This window comes from Desulfofalx alkaliphila DSM 12257, assembly GCF_000711975.1.
GTDB lineage: Bacteria > Bacillota > Desulfotomaculia > Desulfotomaculales > Desulfohalotomaculaceae > Desulfofalx > Desulfofalx alkaliphila.
This window is the reverse complement of record NZ_JONT01000001.1, coordinates 215,092-240,970: the sequence shown is the minus strand read 5'-3', so window position 1 is coordinate 240,970 and position 25,879 is coordinate 215,092. Positions and strand designations below refer to the sequence as shown.

21 protein-coding genes are annotated in these 25,879 nt (G+C 46.7%); all 21 read right to left on the bottom strand.

Translation table 11 applies throughout. The features are described from left to right. Positions 1 to 12: 12 nt before the first annotated feature. Positions 13 to 987 carry a phospho-N-acetylmuramoyl-pentapeptide-transferase gene (mraY, locus tag BR02_RS0101225; RefSeq protein ID WP_114638760.1) on the bottom strand — a complete coding sequence of 325 codons (975 nt, stop codon included), beginning with the start codon at positions 985 to 987 and terminating at the stop codon, positions 13 to 15. A gap of 166 nt (positions 988 to 1,153) precedes the next feature. Continuing rightward, complete coding sequence (locus BR02_RS0101220) at positions 1,154 to 2,524, bottom strand: UDP-N-acetylmuramoyl-tripeptide--D-alanyl-D-alanine ligase (protein WP_031513414.1); 1,371 nt, start codon at positions 2,522 to 2,524, stop codon at positions 1,154 to 1,156. Positions 2,525 to 2,535: 11 nt separating this feature from the next. Continuing rightward, entirely contained in the window at positions 2,536 to 4,005 is a 1,470-nt protein-coding gene (locus BR02_RS0101215) for a UDP-N-acetylmuramoyl-L-alanyl-D-glutamate--2,6-diaminopimelate ligase (RefSeq protein ID WP_031513412.1), read from the bottom strand. Between the two features lie 148 nt (positions 4,006 to 4,153). After that, positions 4,154 to 6,310: a stage V sporulation protein D gene (locus BR02_RS0101210; RefSeq protein WP_031513410.1), complete on the bottom strand. Its 2,157-nt coding sequence runs from the start codon at positions 6,308 to 6,310 to the stop codon at positions 4,154 to 4,156. Between the two features lie 41 nt (positions 6,311 to 6,351). Continuing rightward, a complete protein-coding gene (locus BR02_RS0101205) occupies positions 6,352 to 6,897 on the bottom strand; it encodes a cell division protein FtsL (RefSeq protein ID WP_051688055.1) in 546 nt (181 codons plus the stop codon). Positions 6,898 to 6,927: 30 nt separating this feature from the next. Then, a complete protein-coding gene (gene rsmH / locus BR02_RS0101200) occupies positions 6,928 to 7,866 on the bottom strand; it encodes a 16S rRNA (cytosine(1402)-N(4))-methyltransferase RsmH (protein WP_031513406.1) in 939 nt (312 codons plus the stop codon). A 55-nt stretch (positions 7,867 to 7,921) separates the two neighbouring features. After that, positions 7,922 to 8,350, bottom strand: a complete 429-nt coding sequence (gene mraZ, locus BR02_RS0101195; protein WP_031513404.1) for a division/cell wall cluster transcriptional repressor MraZ — start codon at positions 8,348 to 8,350, stop codon at positions 7,922 to 7,924. Positions 8,351 to 8,494: 144 nt separating this feature from the next. Beyond that, a complete protein-coding gene (locus BR02_RS0101190; protein ID WP_031513403.1) occupies positions 8,495 to 9,298 on the bottom strand; it encodes a histidinol-phosphatase HisJ family protein in 804 nt (267 codons plus the stop codon). 14 nt (positions 9,299 to 9,312) lie between these two features. Further along, complete coding sequence (locus tag BR02_RS0101185) at positions 9,313 to 10,218, bottom strand: patatin-like phospholipase family protein (protein WP_031513401.1); 906 nt, start codon at positions 10,216 to 10,218, stop codon at positions 9,313 to 9,315. Between the two features lie 99 nt (positions 10,219 to 10,317). Continuing rightward, positions 10,318 to 10,758, bottom strand: coding sequence for a Fur family transcriptional regulator (locus tag BR02_RS0101180; protein WP_031513399.1), 441 nt, complete (start codon positions 10,756 to 10,758; stop codon positions 10,318 to 10,320). A 59-nt stretch (positions 10,759 to 10,817) separates the two neighbouring features. Beyond that, complete coding sequence (locus BR02_RS0101175; RefSeq protein WP_031513397.1) at positions 10,818 to 12,011, bottom strand: D-alanyl-D-alanine carboxypeptidase family protein; 1,194 nt, start codon at positions 12,009 to 12,011, stop codon at positions 10,818 to 10,820. A gap of 26 nt (positions 12,012 to 12,037) precedes the next feature. Beyond that, positions 12,038 to 13,948 carry a ferrous iron transport protein B gene (gene feoB, locus BR02_RS0101170; protein ID WP_031513395.1) on the bottom strand — a complete coding sequence of 637 codons (1,911 nt, stop codon included), beginning with the start codon at positions 13,946 to 13,948 and terminating at the stop codon, positions 12,038 to 12,040. Positions 13,949 to 13,972: 24 nt separating this feature from the next. Then, complete coding sequence (locus tag BR02_RS0101165) at positions 13,973 to 14,191, bottom strand: FeoA family protein (protein WP_031513394.1); 219 nt, start codon at positions 14,189 to 14,191, stop codon at positions 13,973 to 13,975. Between the two features lie 120 nt (positions 14,192 to 14,311). Next, a complete protein-coding gene (locus tag BR02_RS0101160) occupies positions 14,312 to 15,562 on the bottom strand; it encodes a nickel-dependent lactate racemase family protein (RefSeq protein WP_031513392.1) in 1,251 nt (416 codons plus the stop codon). Between the two features lie 66 nt (positions 15,563 to 15,628). Further along, a complete protein-coding gene (locus BR02_RS0101155; RefSeq protein ID WP_031513390.1) occupies positions 15,629 to 16,783 on the bottom strand; it encodes a S1C family serine protease in 1,155 nt (384 codons plus the stop codon). Between the two features lie 95 nt (positions 16,784 to 16,878). Continuing rightward, positions 16,879 to 17,988, bottom strand: a complete 1,110-nt coding sequence (locus BR02_RS0101150; RefSeq protein ID WP_031513388.1) for an HD-GYP domain-containing protein — start codon at positions 17,986 to 17,988, stop codon at positions 16,879 to 16,881. Between the two features lie 255 nt (positions 17,989 to 18,243). Further along, complete coding sequence (locus BR02_RS0101145) at positions 18,244 to 20,484, bottom strand: hydrogenase iron-sulfur subunit (protein ID WP_031513386.1); 2,241 nt, start codon at positions 20,482 to 20,484, stop codon at positions 18,244 to 18,246. A gap of 4 nt (positions 20,485 to 20,488) precedes the next feature. Next, positions 20,489 to 21,739: a CoB--CoM heterodisulfide reductase iron-sulfur subunit A family protein gene (locus BR02_RS0101140; protein ID WP_031513384.1), complete on the bottom strand. Its 1,251-nt coding sequence runs from the start codon at positions 21,737 to 21,739 to the stop codon at positions 20,489 to 20,491. Between the two features lie 218 nt (positions 21,740 to 21,957). Continuing rightward, the gene (gene aprA / locus BR02_RS0101135; protein WP_031513382.1) at positions 21,958 to 23,838 is read right to left on the bottom strand and encodes an adenylyl-sulfate reductase subunit alpha; all 1,881 of its coding nucleotides are present in this window, start codon (positions 23,836 to 23,838) and stop codon (positions 21,958 to 21,960) included. A gap of 63 nt (positions 23,839 to 23,901) precedes the next feature. After that, a complete protein-coding gene (aprB, locus tag BR02_RS0101130) occupies positions 23,902 to 24,342 on the bottom strand; it encodes an adenylyl-sulfate reductase subunit beta (RefSeq protein ID WP_031513380.1) in 441 nt (146 codons plus the stop codon). A gap of 211 nt (positions 24,343 to 24,553) precedes the next feature. Continuing rightward, positions 24,554 to 25,723 carry a sulfate adenylyltransferase gene (gene sat / locus BR02_RS0101125; protein ID WP_031513378.1) on the bottom strand — a complete coding sequence of 390 codons (1,170 nt, stop codon included), beginning with the start codon at positions 25,721 to 25,723 and terminating at the stop codon, positions 24,554 to 24,556. Between the last annotated feature and the right edge of the window lie 156 nt (positions 25,724 to 25,879).

Below are 25,879 nucleotides of genomic sequence, written 5' to 3'. Positions count from 1 at the left end.
ACCTCTACTCTCCTAAGTTAAGTTATATAGGGCCGCTAACCCCACAACCGCAAGGATGACAGCTGCAAGCCAAAATGTCAGCACCACCCGCCATTCAGACCAGCCACCTAACTCAAAGTGGTGATGTAGCGGACTCATGCGAAAAACACGTTTGCCGGTGGTTTTAAAGGATATAACTTGAATCATCACCGACAAAGCTTCTATTACAAAGACACCGCCAATAATTACCAGGAACAGCTCGCTGCGGGTTAATACTGCAGCTGCTCCCAGCGCTCCGCCCAACGCCAGTGAGCCGGTATCACCCATGAACACCTTTGCAGGATAGCGGTTATACAATAAAAAACCCAAACAGCCCCCGGCAACCGCTGCCAACACCAATGCAACACCGGCCTTATCGCTAATAAGGGCAATGGCTATAAAGGGCAGGGTGGCCACCAGGGTGGTGCCGGAAGCAAGACCGTCCAAGCCGTCTGTTAAGTTAACGGCATTGGTGGTCCCCACCACCACTAAGGTGGTAAATAGCAAAAAACCAATTAAACCAAGGTCATATCGCAGGCCATTGTCAACAAAAAAACCGGAAAAGGGTATCACCACATCGGTGCCCCGTCCCAATACAGAGACCGCAATATAAGCCAGGCCCAGGGCCAAAATTATTTGTCCCAATAATTTTTCCCGTGCCCGCAGGCCCAATGACCTTTTCATGCCAATTTTAATGAAATCATCGAGAAAACCTATTAAACCAAATCCCAGTGTCACCGCCAGCACCACTAACCCTTCGGTGGCACCCGGCAGTGGTATTTTCGGCCGCAAGAGGGTTAAGCCGGCAATGGCAATGGCCACTAAAAAAATTACGCCACCCATGGTAGGTGTTCCGCTTTTCTTCAAATGGCTGGCCGGTCCGTCATCCCGTACGTTCTGCCCGAATTTAAGTCTTCTCAATACCGGTATAAATAGAGGCGCTAAAACCGCCGTAATGGCAAAGGCCATAATAAAAGCCACGCCCAGATATTTATATATCTGTTCCAAGCTGAGACCTCCCGACAAAGGGCCTAAGCCCCCTGTTAATTTCATGCCCAAAAGCCCAAACAAACACAAAAATGTGCCCATTTATGACGGTCAAGCATGGGCCCGGGCAGAAGCCAAGGTGCCAAGGCTACATATCTTTAATGGACTCTACAATTTCCTCCATTCCCATCCCCCGGGAACCTTTAACTAATATCACATCGTGGGGTTTAAGGGCTTTTTTTAAAAAATCAGTAGCAGAACCATTGTCTGCAAACCAATATACGTTCCCCGGCTTTATTCCGGAAAGTCTGCCCCCTTGGGCAGTATATTTTGCCAACTGACCCACTGTTACTAACATGTCAACGTTCTTTGCCGCCAAACCCACTTCATAATGTCCCTGCTGTTCCCGCTGGCCCAATTCATACATGTTACCCAGCACTGCCACTTGACGGCGCTCGCCGGCCAAATCGGCCAAGGCGGTCAGGGCCGCTTTAGTTGACTGGGGGTTAGCGTTATAAGCGTCGTTTATTATGGTAAACTTCCCGGTATGTATAACTTGCAGTCTCATATCTGAAATTTCTGCCTTGGCAAGGCCTGTGGCAACTTCGTTTAAGCTTAAGCCCATTTTTAAACCCACCGCCAGGGCAGCCATGGCATTGGAAACATTGTGCCTCCCCGGCAAGGGCAGTTTTATTAAGAGTTCACCCACCGGTGTAACAGCAACAAAGCTGCTGCCGCACCGTCCCGTCTGGACGTCAACGGCCACATAGTCGCCGACACAATCCAACCCAAAAGTCAGCACCTTACCTCTACAGCGCCCTGCCTGTTTTAGGGCTTCTTGGCTCTCCGCCGGTATCAAGCCAAAACCTTCCGGGGGCACATTTTGCAATATTTCTCCCTTTGCCTGGGCGATATTTTCTATGCTGCCAAGCACCTCCAGGTGGGTTTCACCAATATTGGTTATAATGCCGGCATTAATGCCTGCTATTTTGCACAGTTCATCAATTTGCCCCAGTCCACGCATTCCCATTTCCAGCACTGCCATGTCATGTTCTTCGTTTAGTTCTAACAGGGTAAGGGGTAAGCCAATTTCATTATTGAAATTACCCCTGGTCTTTAGTACCCGATATTTCTGACTTAAGACTGAATATATCAAATCCTTAGTGGTTGTTTTGCCGTTACTGCCGGTAACCGCTATCACCGGAATGTCAAATTGCCGCCGGTTGTAAGCTGCCAGAGCTTGTAGGGCCAGCAGGGTATCTGACACCTTTATTACCGGTACCCTGCTGTCAATACCGGGTATGGCCTTGGCCAGCACCAGTGCAGCAGCACCCTTATCCACCGCCTGCAGGGCATATTGATGCCCGTCATGGTTTGCTCCCACCAGTGCAAAAAAAATATCACCCGGCAATAAGCTTCTGGTGTCAGTGCTCACCCGCTCCACCGGCCTGTTTGGATCTCCCTGCAGCAAATCTCCCTTAACTGCAGAAACAATTTCTCCTATGGTAACCTTTTTCATACATTTCCACCTTACTGTTTTTCTTGATGATATCCCAGCGATGCCAAAGCTTCGGCAGCAACTGCGCGATCGTCAAAATCATATTTTTTATTGCCTATAATTTGATAGGTTTCGTGGCCTTTACCCGCAATTATTACCACATCTCCAGGGCCGGCCTCCCCTATGGCATAGGCAATGGCCTTTCGACGGTCGGGTATTACCTCATATTTGTGTTGGGCATTGGCAAGACTTTTTACCCCAATCAAAATATCCTCAATTATTTGCTGTGGATCTTCGGTACGGGGATTGTCTGAGGTAATTACTGCCAAATGGCTGTAGGATGTTCCTATTTGGCCCATAATGGGCCTTTTGCTTCGATCCCGGTCACCGCCACAGCCAAACACCGATATCAACCTCTTCTTTGCCATCTGTTTAGCAGTTTTTAATATGTTTTCCAGACCGTCAGGGGTATGGGCATAATCCACCACCACTGCAAAGGGCTGACCTTGGTCCACAAGCTCAAACCTTCCGGCCACGCCGGGTACTGTTTCCAGGGCAGATACCACCAATTCCCCATTAAAGCCCTGGGCCATCCCAGCGGTAAAGGCCGCCAAAGCATTATAGACATTAAATTCGCCGGTCAGCTTTAAGTTTAACCGATGTTGGCCGTATATGCCAGTGGTAACAAAAGAAACACCCCGGGTGCTTATTTTAATATCCTTGGCTCCCACATCAGATTGGTTTTTCAAACCGTAAGTGACTACCTTCCCTGTGGAGGCCTTAATCATTTGGCCGGACCGGGCATCATCGGCATTAATTATCGCCAAAGGAGACCGGGTAAAAAGCTTTGCCTTGGCTGCAGCATAGTCGTCCATGTCCCTATGGAAATCCAGGTGGTCCTGGGATAAGTTTGTAAACACCGCAGCGTTAAATTCCACCCCGGCAACCCTGTTCAGTGTCAGGGCATGGGATGAAACCTCCATGGCAGCATGGGATACGCCGGCCTTTAGCATATCATTAAACAAGCGCTGTAAATCCAAAGACTCCGGCGTAGTGTTGCTGGCCGGTGCCTCCTTACCGCCTATTAGATTTTGAATGGTACCTACCAAACCAACCCTATTTCCGGCAGCCTTATATATGGCCGCCACCAGGTGAGTGGTGGTTGTTTTACCATTGGTACCGGTAATGCCGGTTATGGTTAAGCTTTGGGAAGGATGATTGTAAAACTCCGCCGCAACCAGGGCCAGCGCCAAGCGGCTGTCTTCCACCTGGACAGTGGGAATATCCGCTTCCGAGGGTTTTTCCACAATCAAAGCTCCCGCACCCTTGGCCACGGCCTGGTCTATATAGTGGTGACCGTCAGTTACAAACCCCGGCACAGCCACAAACAAAAACCCCGGCTGCACCTTGCGGGAGTCATAGGCAATACCTTTGATTGGTACCGCCAAATCACCTTTGCTATCTAATACCTTTATATTCACCACTAATTCGCTAAGCAGCATTTTTTTCCTCCCCCCATTTGACTCAGTTTTCGCCATAGCTTACATCTGTCGTACCTAATTTATCTTATTTCTATTGTTTCCCAAATATTATGCAAATATTTCCTGAAGCAACTTTCTATCTTTAAAAAACTCAGGGGGCCATAGCTTTCTATGGCCTTACCTGAGTTTGTTCTTGCTGTTGCTGTGTGGCACCGGGCGGCTTAAATTCTACCTGCACTGTGCTACCTTTATTAACTTGTGTTCCTGCCTTTATGCTTTGGCTGACCGCCAAGCCTGTGCCGGTGGGTTGCATACGCAAACCAATGCTTTCTAACAGCGTCCCGGCTTCTTTTATGGTTGAGCCGCGTAAATTGGGCATGGTGACCTTGCCTTCAGGCAAATCTTCCGGGGGATTAACATCAATTATCACCGTAGAACCCGATTTCACCACTGCGCCGGCCTTTGGGGTTTGCCGGTAAACCACCTGGCCTTCACCCTTGGTTTGAAAGGCCAACCCGGCTGCCCTTAACTCCCTCTGGGCCTCAGTCAAGGGCAAATTCACCACATTGGGTACTTCCGTTTCCACCTGCTTTTCAACTGTTTCAAAGGGTCTCACCGGACGCTCCATGTCCCTGGTCTCAGGAATACCCATATACCTTAAAATATCCCTGGCCAGGGGTGCAAAGACCGGGGCCGCCACCTGGCTGCCGTAATAAATACCGCCCTTAGGCTCTTGCACCATGATCAGTACAGCAATTTGCGGGTCATCCACCGGTGCAAAACCGGCAAAGGAAGATACATACTTACCGCTCACATAGCCACCGCTGCTACCCACCACCTGGGCAGTACCGGTTTTACCCCCGGCGGGATAACCCTCCACATAGGCATTTCTACCGGTACCGTTTAACACAACATCCTCCAGCAGTTCCCTCAGCAGCTTAGATGTATCCTCTGAAATAACCTGCCGCACCTCTTGGGGTTTAAAATTTTTTACCACCTTATTTTCACTGTCGCGTATTTCTTTTACTATGTAGGGCCTCATTAAGTTGCCGCCGTTAATGGTAGCCGAAACCGCACTAATTAACTGGATTGGAGTTACCGCAATTGACTGCCCCATGGACATGGTGGCTATGTTCAAGTTGGTGGCATTTTTTTCGTTAATCAAGATCCCTTTGGCCTCGCCGGGCAGTTCTATACCGGTCAGTTGGTTAAAACCAAAGGCAGTAATGTATTTATAGAACCTTTCTACACCCAAATTTAGTCCAACTTCAACAAAGCCGGGGTTGCAGGAGTTGCAAACCACCTCCCGAAAGCTTTGACTGCCGTGACCCCCGGCCTTATGGCAGCGGATGCGACGATCTGCCACCTTTATGTAGCCGGGATCATAAAAATGATCATCTAACTTCACTGCATTTTCTTCCAAGGCAGCGGCTGCGGTAATAATTTTAAAGGTTGAACCGGGCTCATAATTATACCAAATGGCATGGTTGCGATCCCAAATGGAGGATTGATAATCCTGCCAATTGTTGGGATCAAAGGTTGGGCGGTTGCCCATCCCTAAAATTTCACCGGTATTGGGGTCCATTACTATAATTACTGCACTGGTGGGATTGAAATCAGCAACAATTTTATCCAGTTCCCTTTCAACAAAATACTGAATGGTTTGGTCAATGGTTAAAACCAGGTGATTGCCCTGTTCAGGCGGTATATAGTGATGCAGGGCATGGGGTATTTCCCGCCCGGCCGCATCATGTTCCACTACAATTTGACCGGGTATGCCCATCAGTTGCTCATCATAGCTTTTTTCTATCCCTATTAGCCCTTGGTTATCCATCCCGGTGAAGCCCAACAAATGGGAGGCCAGCCCTTCCTGGGTGTAAAAGCGCCTGCTCTCTTCAGCAAAACCGATTCCTTCTAAATTTAGCTCCTTTAGCTTCTGGGCGGTATCCCAATCCATCTTGCGCTTAATCCATTCAAAGGAGCTCTGTTTTTTTAATTTATTTAGTATTGTTTCTTCGTCCATATTTAATAACTGGGCCAGGTGTTTAGCCGTTTCTTCTTTGTTTTCCACATGGGAAGGGATGGCGTATACCGAGTCGGAGCTGACGCTGGTCACTAGCTCATTCATATTGCGGTCATATATCGTTCCCCTTTTGGCTTCAACGGGTACTTCCCGCATTCGATAGGAGGCTGCCTTTTGGCTCAGTTCATCGCCCCGTACAAATTGTATCCAAGCCAGCCTGAGCATTAGCAGCGACAGGAGAACAATTGCTCCCAAAAACAGCAGGGCAATGCGTTTACGTGTGACTATATTGGTGGTTCTCATTACAAACCTCCTGTAAAGGCCCTGCCTCCCTGTGACTCAGCTTAAGAGTTCCAACGCTGCACCATCTCGGTAAAGGCTTGGATAATGCTGTTGCGCTGTGTTTGCCGGTCTTGGGGTGTTTCCTGCATGGTGATGCTCTCCCGCGGTCTGTCCCGGTAGGCGGTGTCCCTATGTGTGGCCGACCTTTCTTCCCCTGCTGTTTCCGGAGTTACTGACGTCCCGGCCACCAATACCACCTTGTCACCGTCGGGTCTAACCATGCCTAATTCACCCATGGCAATGGCCTCTATCTGTTTTAACGATACTAGCTTATTTACCTCTTGTTCCAGATTGTTACTCTCAATCCTCAACTCTGCCAGCTTACCCTGTAGCAAGTCAATCTTGTACCCCACATAGGCAACTTGGGCATAGTAGTAAGCCACCATAACCCCCATCACAAAGCAGCACAACACCATGGCAGTGAGCACAAGCTTTTGTTTTACCACCGAGCGACGAAAGGCCCGCCGCCCTTGTCTTTGGGGCTGAGGTGGCTGTTTAATTTCCTCTTGCGATAGGCTATATTCCTTACTTTCCCTTGCTAATACCAAAATTTATTCACCCTCCCGGCAATTTAGAACCTATGCCAGTTTTTCTGCAATCCTTAATTTTGCACTGCGCGCCCGTGGGTTTTGCGCCACTTCGGCAGTTGAAGATTCTATTGGTTTGCGGGTAATTATTTTTATTTCTGACTTTTTGCCACAGGTACAGACCGGTAGCCGCGGCGGACATGTACAGGGAGCCGCCTTATATTTAAACAAATCTTTGGTAATGCGATCCTCTAACGAATGAAAGGTAATGACGCACAATCTGCCCCCTGGCTTCAAGGCGTCAATTGCTTGGGAAAAAGCAGTCGTTAAGATATTTAATTCATCATTTACTGCGATGCGTATAGCTTGAAATGTGCGTTTGGCGGGGTGTGGTCCAGAGCGTCTTGCTGCGGCTGGTATCGCCCTTTTGATTATCTCTACCAACTCAAAGGTGGTATTAATGGGTTGTTTTTGCCGCTGTTCAACAATAAAACGCGCTATTCTCTTGGCCCACTTTTCTTCACCGTAGTCACGGATTATACCGAACAGTTCATCTTCCGAAAAACTGTTAACCAGGTCCTTTGCTGTGAAGGATTGGTCAGGATTCATGCGCATATCTAAGGTGGCATCATGCATATAGGAGAACCCCCTTGCGGGGTTATCCAGCTGGGGTGAAGAAACTCCCAGGTCAAACAGTATGCCGTCCACCTGGGTCACATTTAGTTCTTGGAGTACCCTCTGCAGGTCGGAAAAATTTGCCCTGACGGTGGTCACCCGGCGGCCAAATTCCAACAACCGTTTATTTGCCGCTTTCAATGCCTCCGGGTCCTGGTCTAAACCAATCAGCCGGCCGTCGGGGGCAGTGCGCCTCAAAATTTCGCTGCTATGCCCCGCACCGCCTAAGGTGCAGTCCACATATACACCGCCGGGCTTTAGTTTTAGCCCCTCCATCACTTCTTCCAACATCACAGGCTCATGGTAGAAATCCAATTGCAAGACTCACCTTTCAAAGTAGTTTATGTCCTTAGTTATTCCCTTTAAGCTGCTAAAGCAAATCTACAATTTTTTCAGCTATTTGCTCAAAGGATTGGCCTGCAGCGGTGTTGTATTCATCCCACCGCTCCTTAGACCAGATTTCCACCCGTGATGATACCCCTAAAACCACCACATCTTTAGACAACTGGGCATACTCACGCAAATTAGAAGGCAATAATACCCTCCCTTGTTTATCCAGATTGCTCTCGGTGGCACCGGAAAAGAAAAATCTAACGAAGGCCCGAGCATCTGCCCGTGTAAAGGGCAGCGACTTAAGTTTTTGTTCCAAGGCAGCCCATTCAGGCTGTGGGTATACAAAAAGGCAGTTATCGAGTCCTTTGGTCACAACAAACTTGTCTCCCAGACCTTCGCGGAAGCGGGCAGGAATAATTAGCCTTCCTTTACTGTCAATTGTATGCGAGTATTCACCCATGAACATGCCCAGTCACCCCACTGACGGGTTATTATCCACCACTTTCCTCCACTTCACTCCACTTTTATTCAACAATTGGTGTTAAAAATCCTTCCACCGCTGGAAGAAAAAGAAAAAATAGGACCTTTGTCCTATTAAGATAGGATGGCCCTATATTTCTATGTATCGCCTTTTTCTATTTTTAAAAACTGTGATCTTGGTGTAGCCCACCGATTTAATTAAGTTAATGGCCAAGTCAAGTCCTTCACCCACCTGCTCCGGTTTGTGGGCATCGGAACCGGTGGTCACAGGCACACCATACCGATAAAGCATTTGCAGTAATTCTATGCAGGGGTAACATTCCCCGGCAGGCACCCTCAAGCCCGCCGTATTCACCTCCACACAGACGCCACACTCCCTGAAGGTAGAGGCAAGCTTTCGGTAAATGGGTTTTAGGTCCATGTTGGGGCGGTAACCGAATTTTTTTATTAAGTCGGTGTGGGCAATGATGTCAAAAAGGCCGCTGGCTGCCGCTTGACGAACAAGTTCAAAATATTTGTGGTAGAGTTCTGTTAAATCCCACTTCTTATATTCCCCAATAAGATCAGGATTATCAAAACCCCAACCTTCAACGTAGTGTACCGAGCCCAGCACATAATCCAATGGCAACGATTTTATCAATTGCCGGGCGGTATGCAGGTGGCCGGGAATATAGTCTACCTCCAAGCCCAATTTAATGTTCAATTGGGGGTAGATTTCTTGTAAGTTGTTCACCTCTACCACATAAGCCGGCAACTCTTCACTGGCCATGGCTAAACCCCCATCCCTTTGCTCCGGGGGCAGCCAGTAAATGGGAATATGGTCTGCAAAACCTACTTCAGTTATACCTTTGTCCACTGCAACCTTTAGATATTCTTCCATGGTTCCACTGGCATGACCGCAGCGGGCGGTATGCAGGTGATAGTCCACGGGCATTTGAAATCACCCCACTAGCTAGATCTAAATAATTTCTCTATCTCCGGCAGCATCTCTCTGGCCGTTTTTTCGCCCTGGGCTATGGCAAAGGGTATGCGGTGAAAGTCCATGGGACTGATCTTTGATAAGGGAGGTCTTAATACCAGATCTGCGTATTGACTCAACTCCCGCTTAATGGCATCGGCCCGAATAATATCCAGTGTTTGTAATAACACATGGAATATACTGTTGACCCGGGTATAGGGGTCACCGTCATAACCCACATCAACTGCCAACACAACATCAGCCCCTAGTTTATGCAGCACTTCAGCAGGCACCTGTTCCCTTAAACCGCCGTCAATCAGTTGGTAATTGCCTATTGTTTTAGGCTCAAACAAGCCCGGCACGGCTGTGCTGGCCCTTACCGCATCTGCCACCCGACCTTTGCGTAAATATACCTCATCCAGAGCGGCGCTGATGCGCACCGGTTCATGGACAAATATAACCTTGGTACCACAATTTACATCCACCGCAGTTATGGCTAAGAGCATTTGCAAATCTTTAAATTCCTGGTCTTGCAAGTTGTTATCTAAAAATTTTTGCAGCCTTTTTCCCTTCATTAAACCCAGGGGCCTTTTAAAGGGCCAGGGTAGTTTAAATATGCCGGTAATGCTGCCGGCAGCTATCAACCCTATATTTACCAGTGTTGACAAATCATCATCGTACACTTCTTTGGCACTTAATGATAAAGCCATATCTTCAATGCGATCAACGGACCAGCCCGCCGCATACAGTGAAGCCACTATGCTCCCGGCACTGGTTCCGGCCACCATGTCAGGCTTAAAACCCTCCTTTTCCAGCACGCGCAGCACACCGATATGGGCTGCTCCACGAAGAAAGCCTCCCCCCAGGGCCAGGCCGATTTTTTTGTTGCTTCTCACTCTATACCACCTCTCTATATTTTATGGTGGTAGGTGTGAGTTTGCTACAAATATACAAATTCACACCGCTGCGGTGTGAATTTGTATATTTACGCTAATCTACTTTTTATTACAATCACAACAGTAGCCAAAAATCTTCAACTCGTGATTGGTAATTTTAAAATTGTGGTCATTAATAACCTGATTTTCCAGCTCATCCAGCAGATCTTCATTTATTTCTATAATTTGGCCGCATTTTAAGCAAATGGCGTGGTGATGATGGTGACCCTCTTGATGGTGGCCAAATTCATATCTCTTTTTACCGTCACCAAAATTAACACTGCGAATGATATCATTTTCGGAAAAAAGCTCCAAGGTGCGGTAAACAGTGGCCAAACCAACATCCGGCGCCTTTTTCTTCACCAGCGTAAATATATCCTCTGCGCTTAAATGCTGATCTCTGTTTTCTAACAACACCTTTAATATCAGCTTCCGTTGGGGTGTTAACTTATATTCCCTAGAACGAAGCTTGGCCCCCACATCGTTTATAACTTCTTTCAATTTTCAACACCACCAAGACTTTTTATCAGTATATGTGGTAGTTTCTGTAATGTCAACAATTATCTGATACGCCTGAATTTTAGTCTTTTTAGTTTCATAAACAAGTACAAAACTGTTACCATTAGCAGAGTAGTTGTGGTCATTATACCTACCCAAAACCACCAATAGGTGCTTAGGGGGCGTTTAACCTCTTTTGACGCCAACACTTCCACCTCTGTAAGGTAATGATCACCCTCGTACAGCAGCAAGCTTCCCAACACCTGGCCTGAATCCAAGGACGCCTCCGGTTCATCATAAAGTTCTAACTCCTGTACCAAATTGGGTTGATATCCAACAGGAAAGTTGTAATAAAGATGGTCAGCGGCCACCAAATCAATCTCTTCTTTGCTATAGTTAACCTTCACCCGGTCTACAACCTCACCCATGTCAATTAACTTATGGGGTTGGAAATTGTTAAAACCATATTCCAGCAAGGTGATGGCATCCGACCAAATGTTTACACCTTTTGTTTTCAACACCACCGCAATTAGCTCCCTGCCGTCCTTTTCCGCTGCAGCAACTATGCACTGCTGAGCTACCCTGGTGTATCCGGTTTTTATACCCACCGCATGTTCATAACGGCTCAGTAAACTGTTGTGATTGTATAAATCGGTCCATGCCTCGGGGTCATCCCTAGAAATTATTTTTGATTTAGCACCGGCTATTTTCATAAACTCTGTATTTTTCATGGCATGTCGTGCGATAACCGCTAAATCATAGGCAGTGGTATAATGGTTTTCGTCAGGTAGCCCGTGGGGATTGGTAAAGTGTGTATTGCGAGCCCCCATTAGCCTTGCCGTGTCATTCATTATATGGCAAAACTGTTCCACAGTGCCGGCAAGGTGCTCAGCAATGGCCTCTGCCGCATCGTTGGCCGAAACAAGCATCAATGCATACAAGAGGTGCTCCAGCGTCAGTTTTTCACCCGTTTGCAGCCCTATGGCAGAACCGGCGGTGTTCACTGCATTGCTGCTTGCGGTAACCTCATCTTCTAAGTTACCCCTCTCCAAGGCCACCAAGGCAGTGAGCATTTTGGTGGTACTTGCCGGGTACATTTTTTTGTCGGGATTCTTCTGGTACAGTACTTGACCGGTTTTTGCATCCATAAGTACCGCTGATTCTCCAACCACCTGGGGTTCTGCACAGGCTCCATCGGCCATGAAAAATTGTAAGGTTAATAGCACACAAATAAATACTGCATTAGCCCTTTTCATCCAGTTCACCTTATTTATTGATTTGTTTACATTTTTGAAAAGCGATCATTTAGCCAGCTGAGCCTCATCACTAGCACTAAAATGAGCAGAGTTAGACCGGCTAACATTGGCATTACTGCAGCTCCTTCAATACTGCCAAGTAAAGCAATGGTTTTTGCTACAATTCCGCCTATAATAAAGGCCAGGGCAAAAATAATCAGCCAAATGGCAGCACCTTGCTTCCAACCCCGCTCTTTAAATATTATCATAGCTGTGGCCAAACAAGGAACAAAAAATGTTAATGTTGTTAGAGCAATAAACTTTTGTATATCACTCATGGGAAAAGTAAATAAACCGGCGGTACCAAATTCCCGGCGAATAAAGCCCATTATAAAACTACCGGCCACCTCCTTAGGTAAACCCAACCAGGTAACGGTGAGCGGTACCAAGCTGTTTTCAATGGCTTCTAAACCCCCGGTTACATCCAAGGCTCCCAGGACCAGTGCACTGCCTGCAAAGAGCGGCGCCGCCTCTCTTATAAATTCTGAAGACTTAACCCAGGTTTTTCTCAATACATTACTAAGCCGCGGCAACCTCAAGGGCGGCAAATCTATCCACAAGAGACTGGAAGTTCCCGGCAGCACACGGGCCAGCACGGCCCCGGCACTGACCATTGCTGTAAAGATAATTAGCATATAGGCCAACATATAAAAGAAACCCAAGCCGGCCAACATACCGGTTATAATAGCCAACTGTGCAGAACATGGCACTGCAAAGGCCAGTAGGAAAATGGTAATTAGTCTTTCCCGGTCTGTACCCAACATTCTGGTGGTAATGGTGGCCATTGTCACACAGCCAAAACCAAGTATTAAGGGAATTACAGCCTGTCCGTTTAATCCCATTCCCATTAACACCCTATCTAACAGAGCGGCAATGCGTGAAAGATAACCGCTGTCTTCAAGGGCCGATAATACCAAATGTAAACCGACTATCAAGGGCAAAAGCAGTCCAAATAACAGCGTCACAGCCATTGTAAGGACACCAAACCTACCCACCAGCAATACCCATAAAGGGTTATCTTCTGCCACCACCATGCCTATAAGGTGGCGCACCAAGGGTTCATAATACTCTTCCATCAATACCCCTTCGGTATAATCAACCACCGTTTGCGCCACAAAAACACCAATAATTAAATACATTAAGGCCAAGGTGATTAACAAGAGCGGAATGCCCGTCAGTGGGCGCAACATCAGCCCACCTATTATTTCACCGGTTGTGGACGCCACCTTAATTTGCCTCATTGTTTTGGCAATCACCTGATTAATGCGCTCTCGACGCCTGCCATATATGGTATCGCGATGTGTTCCGGGGGCAACATTATATCTTGCTGCCACCTCCCTATCACCTTCGGCCACCATTAAGGCTGCGGCCGTGGGCAAATCACCGCTTCCCAGCAAAGTTTGTAGCTGGGGGGTAGCCTTCCCCACCCTGGCCAGGGATATTTTATTAAATAGACGGCCCAGCCCTTCCCCGTCCATAGCCACCGCCGGTAATACCGGCACACCCAGTTCCTCTTCCAGTACATCGGTTTTTATGTAGATTCCCCTGGCCTTGGCCTCATCCATCATGTTCAATACCACTATAATAGGAGTGCCTGTATCTATCAACTGCTGGGTAAGAAAAAGATCTCTCTCCAAATGTACTGCATCAACCACGTTAATAACAAGATCTGAGCGCAAAATAATATCCCGGGCCAGCCTTTCTTCATCACTGATGTCAGACAGGCCATAAATCCCGGGGGTATCAGTAAAAATATATCTACCTTGCCGTCCACAAATAACATCCATGGTTGTTCCAGGGTAATTTGAAACGTCAACGTATTTTCCTGTAAGATAATTAAAAACAACCGATTTTCCCACATTGGGATTACCGATTATGGCAATGTTCACATCTTTCACTTTGCTACCTCTGGTGTAATATTTTTATACAAGCTCAACATCAATACCGCGGGCAATATCACGGCCGATGGCAATTTCTTGCTGTGCACGCCTTACCACCACCGGACCTGCCGGAACCACTTCCTGACAAGTAACCACCGCTCCCTCTGTTAAACCAAAGCGGACTGCTTGCAAGCGGGCCAGTTCATTTTGAATGCTGCGGATTACAATTTGCTGCCCTCTTTTTACCTTATCAAGAGTCATTTCGCACCTCCGGCTGACACTGATTATCATCGTTAAAGAGAATTATTTTCACTATCAATTATATACGCCCCGCTAACCCTTTGCAATAACTAATTAACTAAAATAGTGGCAAAACAAAGCTTATTCTATTAACAAGAGCCCTGCATAGGGCATTAGCCAGGCCCGATAGCTTGGGCCGTGTTTTTCCTTTAAGTATTCTAGGGCCCTGGCTAGGTTAGGCTTATAGTTAAAGTACAGTAATTCTGTTTCCTTTTGTGACAAATCTGATACCAATACCACTTCCACATCATTCACTAACTTTGCCAACACATAGGCCTTGTGGCCCCCCAGCACAAACTGCCGTCTAAACCTTTCGATCATATCACCGGCCTCATTCGATTCCTTTAACCAACGACTAAAAATTTTATCGCCATAACCTTCCTGACAGCGGGCACATACCACTATGGTTCCACCTTTGGCGGTTACCTTGGCAGCGTTAACCATCGGTTTTATGGCCTGATACACGTTTAAATCCCGCGGGTAACCCCCACAGCTGATGATGGCCGCTTCACACCTGTGGGGCACATCCACCTTATTTAACTCCAGACAGTGTTTAACCCCGGTTTGCCAAGCCTGCACCACGTCGCCGGCCACCGCATATGCCAATTGGTCTTCAATATCTGTTACTACATTGAGAATAAAATTTAAACCAACCATTCTGGCAGCCTCATCCATTTGTTTTCGAACCGGGTTATTTTGCCAATTGCCCGTTTTTGCCTGGGGATGATTGAGCTTGGCATGGTTATATTCAATGGTTTTTCTGCCGGCTATTCCGGGCAAGATGGATTTGGATCCCCCGGAAAAACCGGCCATTTTGTGCGGAATGATAGTGCCCAGGGCTATTTTCAAACGGGCCTCAGCCACAGTTTTATTTATCAGTAAGGGGGTACCGTCACTTAAACTGCCTACCTTAACTAAGTGGCTGTCACAGCAATGATTAATTATTTTATAGCCATTGGCCACCTCCCTGCCAAGCATTTCCGCCGTTTCTTCCCGGCTGTTAGGGCGATGACAGCCCGTAGCTATTACAATTGTTATCTTGTCCCTGGTTATGCCTGCCCGGTGTAATTGAGAAAATATCTGCGGTAACAATTGGCGGTAAGGAAGGGGTCTGGTTATATCACTGACAATGATGGCAGTGCTGCAGGGTGCCATTTCCCTGGCCATTTGCAACAACGAAGGGCTGCCAATGGGATTGGACAGGGCAGTGGCTATAATCTCATGGGCGGGCTTTCTATTATTAACTGTCTTCGGCAGCAAGACACCTGCAAGATTGGCATCCTCAATTTCTGCATTTATAAAGCCTTTACCATAGGGAAGTTTTATTCTCATGGGCTTATTTTTTCCGCTTATGAAAAAAATAAACACCGCCCTAGGGGCGGTGTTGCGTCAATGATTTTACCTGCTGTCTGCCGGGCGCTCCTCAACAATCAGCTTAACCTGAGCCCTTTTACCGTCTCTGATTATTTCCACCTCCAGCGGGTCTCCCACCTGCTTGGCCCGCACAATATCGGTGAGCTTATCAGTATTCTCTACCCGCTCACCGTCCAAGGCTACAATCACGTCACCGGTTTTGAGGCCGGACTTTTCCGCAGGGCTGCCTCTGAGTACCATGGTTATGACCACTCCCCAGTCCTGATTAAGTCTGAAATACTGAGCCAAGTCAGGGGTTACCGTTTGTATCTGCACACCCATCCAAGGGCGCACCACACGTCCTTCTTCTATTAAATCGTCCAACACTTCTTTAACCGTACTGGTGGGAATGGCAAATCCGATGCCCTGGGCCTGGGCATTTACCGCCGTATTTATCCCCACAACTTCTCCTTGTAAATTCAACAGGGGGCCGCCGCTATTGCCTGGGTTAATGGATGCATCGGTCTGCAGCAGGTGTTTATAGTGGCGGTCCTGCACACTAACCGGACGTTCCTTGGCACTTATTACCCCCACTGTCACTGTGTCTTCCAGGCCGTAGGGACTGCCAATGGCTATCACCCAATTGCCCACCCGAATTTGCTCTGAACTGCCCATCTTTAGAGTAGGCAAATCCTTAGAGCCCGGTATTTTTAACACAGCTAAGTCCAAATCAAAGTCCGCACCTATAACCTTGGCCGGCACAGGTTTATCCCTGCCCTTAATCCTCACCTGTATTTCCTTGGCACCGTCCACCACATGCTCATTGGTTAAAATATAGCCCTCCTGGGATATTATAAACCCCGACCCAAGGCCTGTACGTTCTTGATATTGGGGCTGTTGGGGTACACCGAAGAATTGTCTAAAAAAGGGATCATTAAGAAAGGGATTTTGGGTCTCTTCTATGACCACCGTTTCAATTTTAACCACAGCGGGACTGGCTGCTTCAACTATTTCAGCAATGGTATTTGGCCCCACCCCCGGCAGTGACATTTCAACGCCTTCACTGATGGGCGGTTGGCTGTTCTTGTTTTCGGACTGTTCATTATTACCTTCCTTGGTGCAACCGGCAGCAAACACAAGTAATATAACCAATAAGACGGTAAAGATGATAGAAAACTTGCTTTTTGAAGTCTTAGGCATTTTATCACCTCTTTTTTATAGTATCAATAAACTAAAATTATATATTCAATGAATAAAAACAAAAAACCTTCATGCTAGGAAGGTTTTTGCTCGCCTTATGAAGTTGCTCTTTTCAAAGCCGCTATTTCATCGTCCTCCAACAATCGCTTAATAGTTATATTAACTACCTCACTTAAATTTATATAAACCTTCTCGGTTATGGGGTTTCCCTCTGCATCATAAAGCAATTTTACCTTAGGGCGTAAAGACATTCCCACCGGGGTTTCCACCACCACGGCATGTTCTCCTGTATTTAGCAGCACCAGGGTACCTGCCGGGTATGCAGCCACGTGATCTAAAAAGGCTTCAACAATATCATATCTAAAGAGATAGTCGCCGGAAGCAGCTATCAATTCAAAGGCCTCGTGGGCCGGGAATGCCTTTCTATATACCCGATTAGATGCCACTGCATCATACATATCCACCAAACCAATGATTTGAGCCAGTTCATGAATTTGATCACCCACCAAACCCTGGGGGTAACCTTGACCGTTATAACGCTCATGATGTTGATATACGGCAGCACAGGATATAATACTTACATTGGCCTTATTTCTTAAAATTTCATAACCCCATTCTGAATGCTTTTTAACAACCTCAAATTCTTCCCTTGTCAATTTCCCTGGCTTATTCAATATTTCCTTGGGTACCCACATTTTACCAATGTCGTGCAATATGGCCCCCACCGCCAAATCTATTAATTTCTTCCGTGGAAAACCCATTGCTATACCGGTGATCAAGGCCAAGACACAAACATTTACAGAATGACCAAAAACGTAGTCATCGTTGCTGCGAATATCTGTTAAGTTTACCATTATATTTTTATTGTTTAACAAATCATCCAGTATATCATTAATAGAATCTAAAACAGCCTCCGGTATAATAATGTTTTTAGACATTTTACAATTGGACGCTTTATTCATTATGTTCTTAACGGTAGTGATGGCCTTAACCCTGGTTTCTTCAGCAATTATATCATCCACTTCCAGCTCGGGAAGTAAACCATCATCAATATAAAGAGCCGGTATATTTAACTCTTTAAGTTTAGAGATGTATTTTTTATTTAGTAGCACGCCGGCATTTAACAACACCTGGCCGTTGTTATTGTAAACCGGTCGAGCTACCTTCATGCCTTCTTTTAAAAATTCAATGCCTATTTTTCTCAAAACAAATTCCTCCGAAAACACTAACCAGTGCAAATAATAAATATACTGTAAAGAATGATTTCTACATATATTTACAATTTCCTCTAATAAAATGATTTGTTTTTTATAGATTTACCAACCGTGCCCGGAAGAACAAACCGGATAAAATGCTTAGTCCCTTGAGTGATTTATAGGGCCCATAGGGGTATAATTACGGGACCCAATGGCAAGGCACCCTGTGACTTACACAGGGTGCCTTTTTTAGAAGTCCTTCTTTTAAAAGTCCTTCATTGGGTTTGGACCCAGCTCATCTAGATCTTCAGCAAACTGGTCTAATAATTTTGGTACTTCCAGGAAGTCCATGATATTCACTTCAGCGGTGCGAACACGCTCAGATTCTAAGCCCAGACGGTCCAGTGTTTCTGACACCTTGGACAGACGAATCTCTGCCAGTTCGCTACCCTTCATGAAGTGGCACTGGTAATCTTCACCATGCCTGCAACCCATCAGCAGTACGCCGTCAAATCCGTTACTCATTGCGTCGGCAATCCATACCAGGTTCAGTGAGCCCAGACATCTGACAGGTACTATACGAACCCATGGATTGTACTTGGCACGGTTGATACCGGCCATATCCAAGGCCGGAATGGCGTCGTTTTCACAGGCAAATACCAGAATTCTTGGTTTTTCTTCATCTTCTTCCGGTATTTCAATGGCTTTAATCATATTGCCGATCATCGGTACTGAGTAGTTCTTGAAGGAGATAATCCGTTCCGGACATGCACCCATGCAGGTACCACATCTTCTGCAGCGGGTGGGGTTCGGTAGCGGGTTTGTTTTCTCATCTTCGTTAATAGCTCCGAATGGGCACTCTTCTGTACACCGTTTACACTGGGTGCAGCGATTTAAGTTAAAATCTGGGTAAGACAAATCACCGCTCCTTGGGTGTACTGCCGCACCCACGGCGGTAGCTTCAACGCATTGGATAGCCTTCAATGCAGCACCGGTGGCATCGGTTATTGCCTTAGCCATGTCCATCGGGGCACGTACGGTACCGCAGGCGTATATTCCGGTCCGCCGTGTTTCATATGGGAAGCAAATAAAGTGTGAATCCGGGAACCCATACTTGAGGGTAGGCAATTCAGGACCCTGTCTGTATCCCAAATTCAGAATATCCGAAGCTATAATGGTATCCGGTGTTGCCTTTTCTTCTTCTTCCTCTTTGGCAGCCGCAGCTTCATCCTCTGCTTCTGTTTCAATCACAACTTCTTTACCAAAGGCTGTTGTGGGCACCATACCGGTGGCCAAGACCACCAGGTCAACCCCTTCAAGGCTGGCCTTTCCACCCAAGAGCACATCTTCTGATTCCAGATTAAGGGTTCCGTCCCCGGCCTCACTCATGCCGGTGATATCGCCCTTAATAAATACTGCACCGGTTCCTTGCACCTTCTCATAGAAATGTTCGTAGGTACCGGAAGCACGAATATCTTTATAGAAGATATAAGCAATGGCATCGCTGTTTAATTCACTTAGATAGGTCGCTTGTTTTAAGGTTTCAACACAGCAGGCGGCAGAACAGTATGGTAAGCGATCTTTATCCCTGGAACCGGCACACTGGATAAAGGCAACTTTTTTGGCCTCTTGCCCATCTGATGGGCGCACAATCTTACCGTTCTTTGCCATTTCCTCAAATTCGGCATGGGTAATAACGTTCTTGTACTGGCCATAACCCAAGTAATCCAATTTAGCATTGTCTACGGGCACAGCGCCGGAAGCCAGCACAATGGCACCCACCCTTTCAGCCACTTCACTGCCGTTGGCTGCAATGGTGGCATCAAACATACCCGGGGCGCCTTCAATCTTAACAATTTTAGCAGAGGTGTATATGGTAACGTTGGGGTTATCCTCCAGTTCCTTAACCCTGGCTTCAACGTTGGGATCCTCTATGTCAGTATAGGGGGCGCCCAAGGGGGTTACCTTATACAGTTTGTTTAGCCAGCCACCTAAGGTAGCCTCTTTTTCCACCAGCACAGTTTTGTAACCGGCCTTGGCAGATTCCAGGGCAGCGGTGATACCTGCCATACCGCCACCGACCACTAATATGGCCTTAGAAACATTTTCAACAACATAAGGGTCCGGTAATTCAACTGCTTTGGCCTTTACACATGCCATACGAATTACGTCTTCACCCAACATGGTGGTATCTTCATCATCCGCCTCGTGAACCCAGGCAACCTGCTCTCTTAAATTGGCACGCTCTACAATTTTGTCGCTGCCGAAATTAAACACATCATTGTTAACCCGGTTCGAGCATGCAGCAATAACGATGGTATTAATACCTTCGCCTTCGATATCGGCTTTAATTAAATCAACGCCTTCGGAACCACAGAGGAAGGAATCTGTTTTACAAACTGGAACCTTATATTCTTTAGTGGCTACTTTGGCTAGGGCGTCTACATCAACAGCTTCCCCGATACCACAGCCAGTACAGATATAAACTCCAATCTTTTTGTCCATCATCTTACCTCCTCACCGTAGATTGTATAGCCTTCAGCGCTGCAGCGGTGGCATCCTGTACTGAAGATGCTACATCGCCAGGCTTCCGTGTGCAGCCGGCGCCGTAAATGCCAGGTGTTGGAGGTCCGGCAATGAGAAAACCGTCTACATCATAATTTAACTCTGCAGGCACCTTGTCTTCAGCAGTTGCCGGGGCCATTCCGGTGGCCAGTACAACCATATCATATTCCAGAGTGGTAATTTCCTGAGTAAACTGATCTTCAGACAGTACAATTAGGTTCTTATTGTCTGGGTTTTCTTTGATTTCACTGGGCTTACCTTTTATCAGCTTAACCTCTTTCTCCATTACCTTTTGGTAGTAGTCTTCATGCTTACCCATGGCCCTTATATCCATGAAGTAAATGGTAATGTCGGCATCAGGATTTTGTTCCCGCACATAGTTAACCTGTTTTAGGGTAGCCATACAGCATACCGATGAGCAAGCCTTTTGATAATTCTGATCCCGGGAACCGGCACATTGAACAAAGGCTATTTTCTTGGGCTCAGCATTGTCTGAAGGGCGTATAATTTTACCTCCGGTGGGGCCGGTCAGTGAAGCCATACGCTCCATCATGATATTAGATATCATATTCTCATAGCGACCGCCGCCGTAGTTGCTGATTTTGGCCATATCATAGGAATTCCAGCCGGTAGCCCAAATGATGGCACCGACATTAACAGTCATTGTTTTAGCTTCCATGTTTAAATCTATGGCCTTATATTCACATGCTTCAACACACTTACCACAGGAAGCACCCTCACAGGCCTTGGCATCTATAACATACTTCATGGGGAAAGCAAAGGGATGAGCCAAGTAAATGGCCTTGGTTTTGTCTAAGCCAAAGTTAAAGTCGTTGGCACGCTCGACAGGACACACTTCGGTGCATTTGTTGCAGCCTGTGCAGTTACCGTTTACAAAACGGGGGTTTAACTTAATGTTAACATCAAAATTGCCCTCTGAACCCGAAATGCTTTCCACCTCTGCAAGCGTTAGCACCTTAATTCTGGGGTTCTTTTTAATGCGCTGGAAGTTAATTTCCAAGCCGCAGTTAGGAGGGCACATTTTGGGGAAGTACTGGTTAATTTGCGATACCTTGCCGCCCAGGTAGGAATTCTTTTCCACTAAAAAGACTTCACAACCGGCCTCTGCTGCCTCGGTGGCGGCAGTAATCCCACTGATACCTCCACCTACCACTAATATAGTTTTATTCTCCATTTTCTCACTCCCTAGTCCAGTGTAGTTGGATAGGCACTTCTTTTATTAACAAGCTTAGGGCTATTCACAGAAAATAAAATTCCAGGTGCCGTAAGGCCACCTGGAGTCAAAAGGCCTCACATCGACACAGGCCAAACGCTCTATGCTTATTTTAATGGCCCGTGGCCAGCGCGGCCACGGGCCATCTTAAATTTAACTATCTAGTTATTTAAACTGTATTAGTCGAGCAGTCTGATGATGTCGCGCTTGAATACTTCAAATTCACCTTTTTCTGCGTCGTACTTACAGTTTACAAAGCACAGCCAGTTTTCTTCGTCCAGTTTCGGTAAGTCAGCACGGAAGTAGTAGCCTGGGAAACGGGTCTCTTCACGGAACAGTACACTGCGAATGTGTGATTCAGCCTGTAGTGTTCTGTGGATGTTTTCCCATGCTCTCATCAGTTCGTTGAGATCGCGGGCTACCAGTTTTTCAGAGTCTTCTTTCAGCATCAACAGATACTCAAGACCCTTTTCCAGTAAGGTCTTACTGGTGGAGAAGTTAGCTGAGCAACCGCCCACATACTCGTCCATCAGCTTTTGCAGACGGAACATGTATTGCTTCGGCACAATGTACTCAGGGTTCACATCTGGGTCAGTGGTGAAGCCGCTCTTCTCTTCAAAGAGAACCATGGGCTTGAGAATCTTAGCCTTCAGTTCTTCTACCTTGGCTGGGTCAACGTTCGGCATTTCTGGGTTTTCAACGCAGAACTTAACCATAGCCTTAGCAGCAATACGTCCTTCAGCGTGTGAGCCGGAGGAGAATTTGTGGCTGGATGCACCGGAAGCGTCACCGGCTGCAAACAGACCCTTAACGGTGGTCATGTTAGCATAGCCCCACTTGTACTCTGCAGGAGCAATGTCTTCCGGACCGCTTACCCAAGCACCTGATCCACCGGAGTGTGAACCGATGAAGTAAGGCTCAGCAGCAGCAATTTCAGAAGCTTTTTCTTCCGGAGCAATGTTGCAAGCTGCCCACAGAATAGCCTGTGATACAGTCATGTCGAGGAAGTCTTCCCAAGCTTCGCTTTCTAATTGCTTCATCTTCTTCTTGAAGGCCTTAGGATCGTCTTTATAGTCTTTAGCTAAGTTAGCAATAGCTTCAGCAGTCTGCATGTATAGAGGTCCTTTACCGTCGTTTACATCCAGCATGCCGAGGTAGTTACGTAAGTTAGCAGGAATTGGCTTAACCTTACCATATGGTCCCCAGTTTTCTAACTCACTGCGACGGGTTACCATGTACTCTTCGCCAAATCCGTTGGTTGCTTTGGATTTAAAGAGCAAGAACCAGGCGCCAACAGGGCCATAGGCGTCTTTAAAGCGCACCGGAATGAAACGAACTTCTTGACAAGTCATTTCAGCACCGGCAACCATGGTAAAGTATGCGGATGAACCAGAGCTGAATGGTGGGTACCAGGAACGGCCTAAACCTTCACCGGTGGAGCGAGGCTTAAATACGCCAACGGCACCGCCCATGGCAGCCAATACAGCTTTAGCTTTGAATACATAAATTTTTTCTTCACGGGTACTGAAGCCAATGGCACCGGCAATTCTGTCGCCGTCCATGATGGGGTCTACAATGTAAACACGCTCATAGATGTTGTCTACACCAAGGGCGTTCTTAGCAGCTTCAGCTACGATTACCTTGTAGGATTCACCGTTTAACATGATTTGCCAACGGCCACCGCGCACGTAGTTACCTTCGTCGTTCTTCCAGATGGGGAGACCCCACTTTTCGAACAGGTGAACGGAAGAGTCAACGTGACGGGCAATGTTGTAAACCAAGTCATCACGTGCAATACCCATTAAGTCGTTCTTAACATAGTGAACGTAATCTTCTACAGTGTTCTCGCCCTTTGCCAGGCCCAGATACTGGTTAATAGCAGACAGACCCATGGCAACAGCACCAGAACGATCAATAGCAGCTTTATCAACCAGGGTTACTTTTAACCCATGCTTTTGTGCCCAATAAGCAGCCTCTACAGCAGCACCACATGCAGCCATACCGCCGCCGAGAAGAAGAATATCAGTTGTAACTTCTACAGTTTCAAAGTTAACCGGCATTATATTAACCTCCTTCTAACTTTCTAATATTTATTTTATAAGACAAGTACGATACTTACGAGATTACTTTAAAGTAGGAACTGCATCCAAGCCTAAGGAAGCAGGCTCTGTAAACAGAGTTTCGTCGTTTAAGTCATTTTGATCTGCTGGATATCCACCGGCAGGCTCAGCTTTACCTTCTTCAGTGGTTCTGATGGGGAACTTGAAGCGCTTCATCATTCCGTTACGGAACTTAACAGTCCACATAATACTGTCGGAACTTCTCAAAGGTACACAGCTGGCACCCATCGGAACAAAGTCAGCGTAGCCACGAACGTCAATAGCTTGCTGCGGGCAAATCTTTACACAGCAGTAGCATTCCCAACACATTGAAACATCACGGTTGTAAGCTTTCATTTTTTCTCTGTCAAGCACCATTAAGTCGTTTGGGCAGATGTACATGCAAGCAGTTTTATCCTGCCCCTTGCAGCCATCGCACTTCTCTTGGATTACAAAACTAGGCATAATTTAACCTCCTATTCCTATAGTTTATTTTATTTTGAGGTGACCGGACGGAAAGAAGGTTATTAATCTTTAACACGAACCTTTTCCCTCCGCACCTCTATTAACCACTCGTAATGCTATTACCAGTGAATTAGGCAACTCACCTACCGGACTTCAACCACCTCCTTAATTTTGGTAGTTGTAAATAACCGGCTTCGTTCGTTGCAATATATTACTTCTCCAAACTCTGGTAGTATTGGGTAAGAATTTCAAGAACTTCCTTACGGCCGAACTCTAAGGGTGGCAGTTCGCCGGCAGCAAACATTGCACGCACCTTGGTACCACTGATAGCGATGCGATCTTCCGGACCGTGCGGGCAAGACTTTTCTGTAGCCATACCCATACACTTCTTACAGTAGTAAGCAGCGGTAACTTTAATGGGCTGACAAAGAATTTCGCCAGGCTTAAATAAATCAAAGATTTCTTGAGCTTGATAAGGAGTGTAGTAGCTACCAACGCCGGCATGGTCACGGCCAATTAGGATATGGCTGCAGCCAAAGTTTTGACGGAAAATAGCATGGAGTAATGCCTCACTGGGACCGGCATAACGCATTTCCATGGGATATACTCTCATGGCCACGGTAGCTGGGTTAAAGTAGTTTTCCAAGTGTGCTTGGTAGCACTTGAAGCGCACTTCTGCAGGGATATCCCCGGCCTTTAACTTACCAACGATTGGGTGTATGAATAAACCGTCGCATACCTCGTTACCGATTTTGCACAAGAATTCGTGTGAGCGGTGCAGTGGGTTACGGGTTTGGAAGGCAGCAACAGTTTTCCAACCTTTTGACTCAAACAGAGCACGGGTTTCATGGGGATGGGCATAGTAGCCGGCATACTTTTCGTCATAGCCCAGTTCACTAAAGGTCACCAGTGAACCACCGATGTTTACCTCACCCTGTGCCATAACCTTCTGAACACCGGCGTGCTCAGCATCGTCTGTAAAGAATACTTCTTTACATTCTTTGGTTTTGTCGTACTCATATTTGTCTTCAACGGTTACAATACCAACGTAGATGTCGGTTTCATCGTCAACCAGTGCAACTTCCTGACCAATGGCCAAATCATTGGCTTGTTCCTTAGTTACTGATAGGGTAATGGGGATGGGCCAGGCCAATCCGTTTGCCAGGTGCTTGGTGTTAACAACTGACTCATAGTCTTCCTTGTTCATGAAGCCAGTCAGCGGGCTGAATGCTCCCATACCAATCATCAAGCAGTCGGATGTTTCCCGAGAGCTCATACGTATAACCGGTAGTGTTTTAGCCTTGGCTTCCAATTCGGCGCGCTGTTCTGCCGGAGCTAAAACCGGGGTCAGCTTTCCGCCATGAGGTGCAACTAATGCCATAGTACTTCTAACCTCCTTAAATATTAGAATTATAATTGTCCATTGTGCTATTTGTGCAATTGTGATGGTTCTTTCAGTCGCAATCGCCGCTACAACGGACTAAAGGGGTTTTTAATTAATGTGCTTTGGTTATCAAGTAACCCCTTCTTTATAAAT